This window comes from Cohnella faecalis, assembly GCF_003570905.1.
Lineage (GTDB): Bacteria > Bacillota > Bacilli > Paenibacillales > Paenibacillaceae > Cohnella > Cohnella faecalis.
Genome location: NZ_QXJM01000009.1, coordinates 1 through 10,770 on the forward strand (window position 1 = coordinate 1; position 10,770 = coordinate 10,770).

Consider the following 10,770-nt stretch of genomic DNA (forward strand, 5'->3'; position numbering starts at 1 on the left):
ATTTTCTGACGCGGCTCACGTAAAGGAAAATTTGGTCCCGTATTCGGAGAGGCTGGACGGGGCTGCAGGGCTGCGTATTTCCGAGCGGCGCTCCATAGAAGGCGATTTCGTCGTCAAAAGAATCGAAATAACGCCCGAGACGGGAGAGCCGCGCCGATATGAGGAACGGGTTCGGCTGATCGGATTGGAGCGTTTCCGTTCGATGGCCAAGCAGACCGGTTTGACGATTGAAGCCGTTCGCGGGGTTATGAAGGCGAGAGCTACGATGAGCGGAAGTCCGCCCGTCTCATTATGACAGGGAGGCGAGCCGAATGAGCGATCTATCGCCGATATGGACGGAACATGCGCATGGATGGCTGCAGGTTAAGATTCCTCTCCCCTTTTCGCTGAAGTGGGTCAATTCCTATTTGCTGCCGGGCGACGCAGGCTGGACGATGATCGATCCCGGCTTGCGGACGGAAGAGGCTATCGCTTGTTGGGATAGTGTGTTAGATCAGGTTGGAATAGACTGGAGCGGCATCTCCTCCATCGTCGTTACTCATCATCATCCCGACCATTACGGTCTCGCCGGGCTTGCGCAGATGAGGTCGGGCGCCCCGATATGGATGTCGCAAACCGCGATGAAGACGGCTCGTCGGCTGTGGGGGAAAGACGAAACTTTTTCGGCGGAGCTGACAGAGGCGTTCGTGAAGCACGGACTCCCCTCCGAGCTGGAGCAGTCGATGCTGGAGCATATGACCGGGTTCCGGAGAAGGTGTCGCCTCGGGCCGGAAAGGCCGGACATTCGAATACTCGAACCGGGCACGGAGTTCAAAATGGCGGGAGCAATCTGGGAAATTATCGGCGGTGAAGGACACGCTCCCGGGCACGTCTCGCTGCTGGATCGCCGCAGGCGGCTGCTTTTGTGCGGGGACCAGGTGCTTCCTCAAATAACTCCGAATATCGGTTGGATGCCGGGAGGGGATCCCGATCCTCTCGGATCTTATTTGCAGACGCTGCGGTCGATGCTCGGATTGCCCGTCGATATTGCGTTTCCGGGACATCGCGATCCGTTCTCGAGGTTTGACGAGCGCGTTTTGGAGATTGCGGCTCATCATGACCGCCGCTTAAGCCATATGCTGGAGCTAGTCGGGGATGGTTCGATATCGACGTTCGAGCTATGCGAGGCGACATTCGGCGCTCGGCTGCGCGGAAATATTCACAATTTGCGATTTGCCTTGGCGGAGACGATAGCCCATGCGGTCTATTTGGAAAAGTCGGGCAAGCTGATCCGAGCAGCTGACTTCGACGGCTCCATAATTCGGTTTCGGAAGGCATAATGCAAGCAGGTGACCCAATCGTTCTTGAGAACGGTTGGGTTAATTTTTTTGTGGACAGCTTCGCCGGTTCGCGTAGCTGGGCGGGTTCGAGGCGAATTGGTTGGTGCGGTTCGGTTCGGGGAGTCGTCGCAGGAAGTCGTTGGGGTTCGTGGTTGCTGTCCCATTATCCCTTTCGCTCAGATCGGAGGGAAAAGGCACAAATACTGGGGGGGCGCTATTGGAGCGTGGAGTAGGAACGGGCAGGTGAGTGAACATAGCCGGGTATGGGCGATTTACAGAGTCGGCGCACGAACGAATAGTCTAATTAGCCTTCCGAGAGCGGCTTACAGAGTCGGGGCGCGAACGAGTAGCTGAATTAGCCTACCGAGAGCGGGTTACAGAGTCGGGGCGCGAACGAGTAGCTGAATTAGCCTACCGAGAGCGGGTTACAGAGCCGGAGCGCGAACGAGTAGCTGAATTAGCCTTCCGAGAGTGGGTTGTAGAGTCGGCGCACGAACGAATAGTCTAATTAGCCTTCCGAGAGCGGGTTACAGAGTCGGAGCGCGAACGAGTAGTGGAAATAGCCTTCCGAGAGCGGCTTACAGAGTCGGGGCGCGAACGAGTAGCTGAATTAGCCTTCCGAGAGCGGGTTACAGAGTCGGAGCGCGAACGAGTAGTGGAAATAGCCTTCAGAGAGCGGGTTACAGAGTCGGGTCGCGAACGAGTGGTGGAAATAGCCTTCCGAGAGCGGGTTACAAAGTCGGGGTGCGAACGAGTAGCTGAATTAGCCTTCCGAGAGCGGGTTGCAGAGTCGGATCGCGAACGAGTAGCTGAATTAGCCTTCCGAGAGCGGGTTACAGAGTCGGGGCGCGAACGAATAGTCTAATTAGCCTTCCGAGAGCGGGTTGCAGAGTCGGCGTACGAACGAGTGGTGGAAATAGCCTTCCGAGAGCGGGTTACAGAGCCGGAGCGCGAACGAGTAGCTGAATTAGCCTACCGAGAGCGGGTTACAGAGTCGGCGCACGAACGAGTGGTGGAAATAGCCTGCCGAGAGCGGGTTACAGAGTCGGATCGCGAACGAGTAGTGGAAATAGCCTATCGAGAGCGGGTTACAGAGTTGGAGCGCGAACGAGTAGTGGAAATAGCCTTCCGAGAGCGGGTTGTAGAGTCGGCGCACGAACGAATAGTCTAATTAGCCTTCCGAGAGCGGGTTACAGAGTCGGATCGCGAACGAGTAGTGGAAATAGCCTATCGAGAGCGGGTTACAGAGTCGGCGCACGAACGAGTGGTGGAAATAGCCTTCCGAGAGCGGGTTACAGAGTCGGGGCGCGAACGAGTGGTGGAAATAGCCTATCGAGAGCGGGTTACAGAGTCGGATCGCGAACGAGTAGCTGAATTAGCCTTCCGAGAGCGGGTTACAGAGTCGGGGCGCGAACGAGTAGCTGAATTAGCCTTCCGAGAGCGGGTTACAGAGTCGGGGCGCGAACGAGTAGCTGAATTAGTCTGCCGAGAGCGGGTTACAGAGTCGGCGCACGAACGAGTATCCGAATCAGCCTTCCAAGAACGGAAAGGTGCCGCCTAAGCGCGCTCGTGAGGTATTAACGCTGATAGCGTCTCATCCCCGTCGCTCGCTCTGACGGCACCTTATTCCGCTAGCTTGCCAGCAGATGCTCATCTCGTCTCACAAACGTAACGGCACAGATTCGCACTAGAATCGCCAATACTAGTCATTCTAGCGCAGCATCCGTCCGTCGCAAATTCCCCGTCGAGATGACTTCTGAGCGGGATACCCCTGCTGTCTCCGTCTCACCGGGCAAGCAACGTCAAGCTCCTTTACCCGTTCTCGCTTTCTTCGAGAGCTTCGGTTTCCGCTTCCCGCTCGGCTTGCTTGCGGTGGGCGATCCGGCTCGAAGCCGCGGCTGCGATAGCTCCTACGATATCGTCGAGAAACGTATGGATCTCGTTGGAGTTTTTGTCGTTCAACTTTTTCAGCACGCCGGGCTTGAACTTGTCGATATAGCCGAAGTTAGTAAATCCGATGCTGCCATAAACGTTCACGATGCTGAGAGCAAGCACCTCATCGCAGCCGTACAATCCTTCATCGTGCTGAATCATCGCTTGCAGCGGAGGAAGCAGCTTGCCTTCTTCCGCCAAAATATCAAGTTGAATGCCTGTCAGGACGGCGTTCTGAACTTCCCGTTTGCCTAGAACCGCGTCCACGTTGCGCACGCATTCATCAAGAGTCAATTCGGGGAAATAATCTTTCTGCAGGAGCATGACCAGTTGACCGATTTGTTCCTTGGTCACTCCTCTTTTGGTCAGCCACTCTTCCGTGGCCGTTGCGACGATTTTGCTGTTCAGTCTGTAGACATTCGGTTCGGACATGAAGCAACACCTCTTTCTCGCACAGGTTAGGCTGCGTGGAGCCCCGCGAATCGTTCCCGCAACCCGGAGCGGACAAACATACATAAATGGCGCAGGGACTCGTATACATAGTACTACAAAGATGGGGCCGGGGAAACGGTTCCGCTGGGAGGAAAAATTATGAAAAGCAGTTGGACGAGAAAATCGAGAACCCGATTGTTGGCGGCGATGCTCCTTTTGTTGCCTGTCGTCTCCGCATGCAGCCTGGGAGGAGGGGGCGGCGAGCCAGACGTTGCCGATATCGATGCTCCGCCCGCAAGCGTCGAGCAGTCTATGCTGGAACAAACGGACGAACAGCCGTCACATCCGTCGATCGCAACCGTCGACAATGCGCAAGACGGACACGCGGTCAAAGCCGGAGACGCCGCCGGACAAGCCGGACAAGCCGGACAAGTCTCGCAAGAAGCAGCGGGCGACACGGTTACGGTGTACTTGCTTGATCGGAACGGCTATGTGGCGCCTATGACTCTCCGTACAGCCGCGGAATCCGGCGGCAAAGAAAAAGGCGGAGACAACGCAGCCGGCCAAACGTTGGCGGAAACCGCGCTATCATGGATGATCGATAATCCGGAACGGAGGGATCAGCTTCCTCCGGGGTTCAGTGCATTGCTGCCGGCGGCACCAAAATCAATTCCGTCGTTCCGGACGCCGAGTCCCGCTCCGTTACGTCGATTCGCCGAGCCGCTCGATCGCCTTTCGATCCTTGCCCGTCTCCAAGCCGTGAGCGGCTCGGCGAAGTCGATCGTAACGGAGCGGGACTCGGCGTCCGGAACGACGGAATTGATTTTGGTGCCCGCCGGCAGCAATGCACTGAACCCCGGAGGAAGCTGATCCCTCCGTTCCGGATTATCGATCATCCATGATAGCGCGGTTTCCGCCAACGTTTGGCCGGCTGCGTTGTCTCCGCCTTTTTCTTTGCCGCCGGATTCCGCGGCTGTACGGAGAGTCATAGGCGCCACATAGCCGTTCCGATCAAGCAAGTACACCGTAACCGTGTCGCCCGCTGCTTCTTGCGAGACTTGTCCGGCTTGTCCGGCTTGTCCGGCGGCGTCTCCGGCTTTGACCGCGTGTCCGTCTTGCGCATTGTCGACGGTTGCGATCGACGGATGTGACGGCTGTTCGTCCGTTTGTTCCAGCATAGACTGCTCGACGCTTGCGGGCGGAGCATCGATATCGGCAACGTCTGGCTCGCCGCCCCCTCCTCCCAGGCTGCATGCGGAGACGACAGGCAACAAAAGGAGCATCGCCGCCAACAATCGGGTTCTCGATTTTCTCGTCCAACTGCTTTTCATAATTTTTCCTCCCAGCGGAACCGTTTCCCCGGCCCCATCTTTGTAGTACTATGTATACGAGTCCCTGCGCCATTTATGTATGTTTGTCCGCTCCGGGTTGCGGGAACGATTCGCGGGGCTCCACGCAGCCTAACCTGTGCGAGAAAGAGGTGTTGCTTCATGTCCGAACCGAATGTCTACAGACTGAACAGCAAAATCGTCGCAACGGCCACGGAAGAGTGGCTGACCAAAAGAGGAGTGACCAAGGAACAAATCGGTCAACTGGTCATGCTCCTGCAGAAAGATTATTTCCCCGAATTGACTCTTGATGAATGCGTGCGCAACGTGGACGCGGTTCTAGGCAAACGGGAAGTTCAGAACGCCGTCCTGACAGGCATTCAACTTGATATTTTGGCGGAAGAAGGCAAGCTGCTTCCTCCGCTGCAAGCGATGATTCAGCACGATGAAGGATTGTACGGCTGCGATGAGGTGCTTGCTCTCAGCATCGTGAACGTTTATGGCAGCATCGGATTTACTAACTTCGGCTATATCGACAAGTTCAAGCCCGGCGTGCTGAAAAAGTTGAACGACAAAAACTCCAACGAGATCCATACGTTTCTCGACGATATCGTAGGAGCTATCGCAGCCGCGGCTTCGAGCCGGATCGCCCACCGCAAGCAAGCCGAGCGGGAAGCGGAAACCGAAGCTCTCGAAGAAAGCGAGAACGGGTAAAGGAGCTTGACGTTGCTTGCCCGGTGAGACGGAGACAGCAGGGGTATCCCGCTCAGAAGTCATCTCGACGGGGAATTTGCGACGGACGGATGCTGCGCTAGAATGACTAGTATTGGCGATTCTAGTGCGAATCTGTGCCGTTACGTTTGTGAGACGAGATGAGCATCTGCTGGCAAGCTAGCGGAATAAGGTGCCGTCAGAGCGAGCGACGGGGATGAGACGCTATCAGCGTTAATACCTCACGAGCGCGCTTAGGCGGCACCTTTCCGTTCTTGGAAGGCTGATTCGGATACTCGTTCGTGCGCCGACTCTGTAACCCGCTCTCGGCAGACTAATTCAGCTACTCGTTCGCGCCCCGACTCTGTAACCCGCTCTCGGAAGGCTAATTCAGCTACTCGTTCGCGCCCCGACTCTGTAACCCGCTCTCGGAAGGCTAATTCAGCTACTCGTTCGCGATCCGACTCTGTAACCCGCTCTCGATAGGCTATTTCCACCACTCGTTCGCGCCCCGACTCTGTAACCCGCTCTCGGAAGGCTATTTCCACCACTCGTTCGTGCGCCGACTCTGTAACCCGCTCTCGATAGGCTATTTCCACTACTCGTTCGCGATCCGACTCTGTAACCCGCTCTCGGAAGGCTAATTAGACTATTCGTTCGTGCGCCGACTCTACAACCCGCTCTCGGAAGGCTATTTCCACTACTCGTTCGCGCTCCAACTCTGTAACCCGCTCTCGATAGGCTATTTCCACTACTCGTTCGCGATCCGACTCTGTAACCCGCTCTCGGCAGGCTATTTCCACCACTCGTTCGTGCGCCGACTCTGTAACCCGCTCTCGGTAGGCTAATTCAGCTACTCGTTCGCGCTCCGGCTCTGTAACCCGCTCTCGGAAGGCTATTTCCACCACTCGTTCGTACGCCGACTCTGCAACCCGCTCTCGGAAGGCTAATTAGACTATTCGTTCGCGCCCCGACTCTGTAACCCGCTCTCGGAAGGCTAATTCAGCTACTCGTTCGCGATCCGACTCTGCAACCCGCTCTCGGAAGGCTAATTCAGCTACTCGTTCGCACCCCGACTTTGTAACCCGCTCTCGGAAGGCTATTTCCACCACTCGTTCGCGACCCGACTCTGTAACCCGCTCTCTGAAGGCTATTTCCACTACTCGTTCGCGCTCCGACTCTGTAACCCGCTCTCGGAAGGCTAATTCAGCTACTCGTTCGCGCCCCGACTCTGTAAGCCGCTCTCGGAAGGCTATTTCCACTACTCGTTCGCGCTCCGACTCTGTAACCCGCTCTCGGAAGGCTAATTAGACTATTCGTTCGTGCGCCGACTCTACAACCCACTCTCGGAAGGCTAATTCAGCTACTCGTTCGCGCTCCGGCTCTGTAACCCGCTCTCGGTAGGCTAATTCAGCTACTCGTTCGCGCCCCGACTCTGTAACCCGCTCTCGGTAGGCTAATTCAGCTACTCGTTCGCGCCCCGACTCTGTAAGCCGCTCTCGGAAGGCTAATTAGACTATTCGTTCGTGCGCCGACTCTGTAAATCGCCCATACCCGGCTATGTTCACTCACCTGCCCGTTCCTACTCCACGCTCCAATAGCGGCCCCCCAGTATTTGTGCCTTTTCCCTCCGATCTGAGCGAAAGGGATAATGGGACAGCAACCACGAACCCCAACGACTTCCTGCGACGACTCCCCGAACCGAACCGCACCAACCAATTCGCCTCGAACCCGCCCAGCTACGCGAACCGGCGAAGCTGTCCACAAAAAAATTAACCCAACCGTTCTCAAGAACGATTGGGTCACCTGCTTGCATTATGCCTTCCGAAACCGAATTATGGAGCCGTCGAAGTCAGCTGCTCGGATCAGCTTGCCCGACTTTTCCAAATAGACCGCATGGGCTATCGTCTCCGCCAAGGCAAATCGCAAATTGTGAATATTTCCGCGCAGCCGAGCGCCGAATGTCGCCTCGCATAGCTCGAACGTCGATATCGAACCATCCCCGACTAGCTCCAGCATATGGCTTAAGCGGCGGTCATGATGAGCCGCAATCTCCAAAACGCGCTCGTCAAACCTCGAGAACGGATCGCGATGTCCCGGAAACGCAATATCGACGGGCAATCCGAGCATCGACCGCAGCGTCTGCAAATAAGATCCGAGAGGATCGGGATCCCCTCCCGGCATCCAACCGATATTCGGAGTTATTTGAGGAAGCACCTGGTCCCCGCACAAAAGCAGCCGCCTGCGGCGATCCAGCAGCGAGACGTGCCCGGGAGCGTGTCCTTCACCGCCGATAATTTCCCAGATTGCTCCCGCCATTTTGAACTCCGTGCCCGGTTCGAGTATTCGAATGTCCGGCCTTTCCGGCCGAGGCGACACCTTCTCCCGGAACCCGGTCATATGCTCCAGCATCGACTGCTCCAGCTCGGAGGGGAGTCCGTGCTTCACGAACGCCTCTGTCAGCTCCGCCGAAAAAGTTTCGTCTTTCCCCACAGCCGACGAGCCGTCTTCATCGCGGTTTGCGACATCCATATCGGGGCGCCCGACCTCATCTGCGCAAGCCCGGCGAGACCGTAATGGTCGGGATGATGATGAGTAACGACGATGGAGGAGATGCCGCTCCAGTCTATTCCAACCTGATCTAACACACTATCCCAACAAGCGATAGCCTCTTCCGTCCGCAAGCCGGGATCGATCATCGTCCAGCCTGCGTCGCCCGGCAGCAAATAGGAATTGACCCACTTCAGCGAAAAGGGGAGAGGAATCTTAACCTGCAGCCATCCATGCGCATGTTCCGTCCATATCGGCGATAGATCGCTCATTCGGCTCGCCTCCCTGTCATAATGAGACGGGCGGACTTCCGCTCATCGTAGCTCTCGCCTTCATAACCCCCGCGAACGGCTTCAATCGTCAAACCGGTCTGCTTGGCCATCGAACGGAAACGCTCCAATCCGATCAGCCGAACCCGTTCCTCATATCGGCGCGGCTCTCCCGTCTCGGGCGTTATTTCGATTCTTTTGACGACGAAATCGCCTTCTATGGAGCGCCGCTCGGAAATACGCAGCCCTGCAGCCCCGTCCAGCCTCTCCGAATACGGGACCAAATTTTCCTTTACGTGAGCCGCGTTCAGAAAATCGATCAAAAACTTCCCTCCGGGAACGAGCACGCGGCTCATTTCCGACAATGCCTTATCATTATCGGCATCATCCTTGAAATATCCGAATGAGGTAAACCAATTCACGACGGCTTCGAAGGAACCGTCAGCGAATGGAATTGACCTCATATCCCCTGCACCCACTTGATCAGCCCCTTGGAATCCTTCTTCTTCGCCTCGTTTAGAAGCACGGGGGACAAATCCAATCCCGTCACTTTGTAGCCGAGCGCCCGAAGCGCCTCTGCATGTCTTCCCGTCCCGCAGCCTACGTCCAGCACTTCGGCTCCTTCCGGCAAGCTCATCCACCCTGTCATCGAGCGAATTTCCCGCTCGGCGTTCGCGAGACTGCGATGTCTATAGACGATTATGTAATCTTCTCCAAAGCTATCCTCGTACCACTCGCCCATGAAAAAAAGACTCCTTTGCCGCAATAAAGGGAAATTCGTTTCGTTATATTGTACATGTTGCCCCCGGTCAGCGGAAGAAAACTGGAGCGATGCGCTCCTGTTAGCCTAATATCCGTCTGTACAGCCGGTCCGTCGCCTGCAGCGATGCTACGTTCCGTGCGCCTATGCCGAACATAGCCGTACGAAGCTCCAGCTCGATTCGCTCCAGATCAAGCGCAACGTCGCCTCCGGGACGGCCGCTTGCCGAAGCAACGAACGGCCGAAGCCCGCTGCGTTCGCGCCCAGCGCAAGCGCCTTGGCCGCGTCCACGCCGCTCGCCAATCCCCCGCTTGCGATAATAACGGCTCCAGGCAATACTTCACGCACTTCGCGCACGCATTCCGCCGTCGGATTGCCCCAATCGACGAACGCCTCCGCGGCGGCTCTTACTACCGGGTCGGACTGACGAAGTTTTTCGACCTGGCTCCAGGAAGTTCCGCCGGCTCCCGCTACGTCGATGAAAGCCGCGCCCGCATCCGTCAACCTTCGAGCGGTATCGCTATCGATGCCCCAGCCTACCTCCTTGATTCCGACCGGTACGGACAGGCGGCGGCATACTTCTTCGATCCGACGAAGCAAGCCGCCGAAATCGGTATCTCCTCCCGGTTGAAACGCTTCCTGAAGCGCATTCAGATGGAGCACGAGCGCATCCGCTTCCGCCAATGCAACGGCTCGCGGCAATCTTCGGGTCCAAGGCCGTAATTAAGCTGAACGGCGCCCAAATTGGCGATCACCAACGTCGTGGGCGCTTGCTTCCGTACTCGGAACGTGGACGCAAGCTCCTCCCGCTCGATCGCCGCTCGCATCGAGCCGAGCGCGATCCCCCAGCCTCGCGCTTCCGCCGCTTCCGCCAGTCTCCGGTTAATGGCACCGGTTTGCTCGGTCCTCCGGTCATGCTGCTTATGAGAAGCGGCGTCTTCAGCTTTTTGCCAAGCAGATCGACGCTCAATTCCGTCTCGGAGAGCGACAGCTCCGGCAATGCGGAATGACGAAACCGCGTAATGCTCGAATCCGGTCGTCACCCCTTGCCCCGACACTTGCTCATCCAGACATATTCGAATATGATCCGACTTCCTCGTTGCCGTCGATTTCTCTTTTTTCGTTCATTCCGTGCCGCCGAACGCATCCTGTCGCCATTTTTTCAACGCCGTTCCTCCTATTCGATAGGCCACGCCTTGCATTTTCATTCGTTCGATAACGCCTGACCACCAATCACCGATAGATAGATGTCCTCATATGATGGAGTATTCTCGCGAGCCCACGAGAGAATTGTGGAGTGCCTTCATCATGAAGAACGAATCGGTGGGAGGAGCAAGCTAGCATGTCCACCCCGAAAGTCAACGTCCAAATCGTCAGCTCGACCATCTTGTCCGACGACGTCCCTCCTGCGGTAAGAAAGCGTAATGAAGCAGCTTAAAATCCTCTCCCATCAGCCGATTTCGCTGAAA

The 10,770-nt window shown here is 56.6% G+C and carries 6 protein-coding genes and 3 pseudogenes; 3 read left to right on the forward strand and 6 right to left on the reverse strand.

Annotated features, from left to right (window positions below; all coding sequences use genetic code 11):
- Window positions 1-295 (forward strand): annotated as a pseudogene (locus D3H35_RS30530) (hypothetical protein); the annotation flags it as partial.
- 16 nt (window positions 296-311) lie between these two features.
- Entirely contained in the window at window positions 312-1,319 is a 1,008-nt protein-coding gene (locus D3H35_RS01060) for an MBL fold metallo-hydrolase (protein WP_119147408.1), read from the forward strand.
- A gap of 1,812 nt (window positions 1,320-3,131) precedes the next feature.
- Here the strand turns inward: D3H35_RS01060 and D3H35_RS01065 are convergent.
- Both D3H35_RS01065 and D3H35_RS01075 read right to left on the reverse strand, forming a co-directional pair.
- The gene (locus tag D3H35_RS01065; RefSeq protein WP_119147409.1) at window positions 3,132-3,683 is read right to left on the reverse strand and encodes a phosphatidylglycerophosphatase A family protein; all 552 of its coding nucleotides are present in this window, start codon (window positions 3,681-3,683) and stop codon (window positions 3,132-3,134) included.
- A 620-nt stretch (window positions 3,684-4,303) separates the two neighbouring features.
- Window positions 4,304-5,014, reverse strand: coding sequence for a GerMN domain-containing protein (locus D3H35_RS01075; RefSeq protein ID WP_119147411.1), 711 nt, complete (start codon window positions 5,012-5,014; stop codon window positions 4,304-4,306).
- 159 nt (window positions 5,015-5,173) lie between these two features.
- Between D3H35_RS01075 and D3H35_RS01080 the strand changes: the two genes are divergently transcribed.
- Window positions 5,174-5,725, forward strand: a complete 552-nt coding sequence (locus tag D3H35_RS01080) for a phosphatidylglycerophosphatase A family protein (protein ID WP_119147409.1) — start codon at window positions 5,174-5,176, stop codon at window positions 5,723-5,725.
- Between the two features lie 1,812 nt (window positions 5,726-7,537).
- On the opposite strand, the gene D3H35_RS01085 is transcribed toward D3H35_RS01080, so the two are convergent.
- The 4 genes and pseudogenes from D3H35_RS01085 to fni form a co-directional block, all read right to left on the reverse strand.
- Window positions 7,538-8,254: an MBL fold metallo-hydrolase gene (locus D3H35_RS01085; protein ID WP_233567684.1), complete on the reverse strand. Its 717-nt coding sequence runs from the start codon at window positions 8,252-8,254 to the stop codon at window positions 7,538-7,540.
- Window positions 8,182-8,544 carry an MBL fold metallo-hydrolase gene (locus tag D3H35_RS31805; RefSeq protein WP_233567685.1) on the reverse strand — a complete coding sequence of 121 codons (363 nt, stop codon included), beginning with the start codon at window positions 8,542-8,544 and terminating at the stop codon, window positions 8,182-8,184. Before D3H35_RS31805 ends, D3H35_RS01085 begins: the two co-directional genes overlap by 73 nt.
- Window positions 8,541-9,283: pseudogene (locus D3H35_RS01090) on the reverse strand (class I SAM-dependent methyltransferase). The gene D3H35_RS31805 and the pseudogene D3H35_RS01090 overlap by 4 nt, the downstream one beginning before the upstream one ends.
- 100 nt (window positions 9,284-9,383) lie before the next feature.
- Window positions 9,384-10,383 (reverse strand): annotated as a pseudogene (fni, locus tag D3H35_RS01095) (type 2 isopentenyl-diphosphate Delta-isomerase).
- Window positions 10,384-10,770: the final 387 nt, after the last annotated feature.

Excerpts from the sequence above, each read along its gene's own strand:
- D3H35_RS01060 (WP_119147408.1), top strand. The coding sequence starts at position 312 with ATGAGCGATCTATCGCCGATATGGACGGAACATGCGCATGGATGGCTG.
- D3H35_RS01065 (WP_119147409.1), bottom strand. The coding sequence starts at position 3,683 with ATGTCCGAACCGAATGTCTACAGACTGAACAGCAAAATCGTCGCAACG.
- D3H35_RS01075 (WP_119147411.1), bottom strand. The coding sequence starts at position 5,014 with ATGAAAAGCAGTTGGACGAGAAAATCGAGAACCCGATTGTTGGCGGCG.
- D3H35_RS01080 (WP_119147409.1), top strand. The coding sequence starts at position 5,174 with ATGTCCGAACCGAATGTCTACAGACTGAACAGCAAAATCGTCGCAACG.
- D3H35_RS01085 (WP_233567684.1), bottom strand. The coding sequence starts at position 8,254 with ATGGATGTCGCAAACCGCGATGAAGACGGCTCGTCGGCTGTGGGGAAA.
- D3H35_RS31805 (WP_233567685.1), bottom strand. The coding sequence starts at position 8,544 with ATGAGCGATCTATCGCCGATATGGACGGAACATGCGCATGGATGGCTG.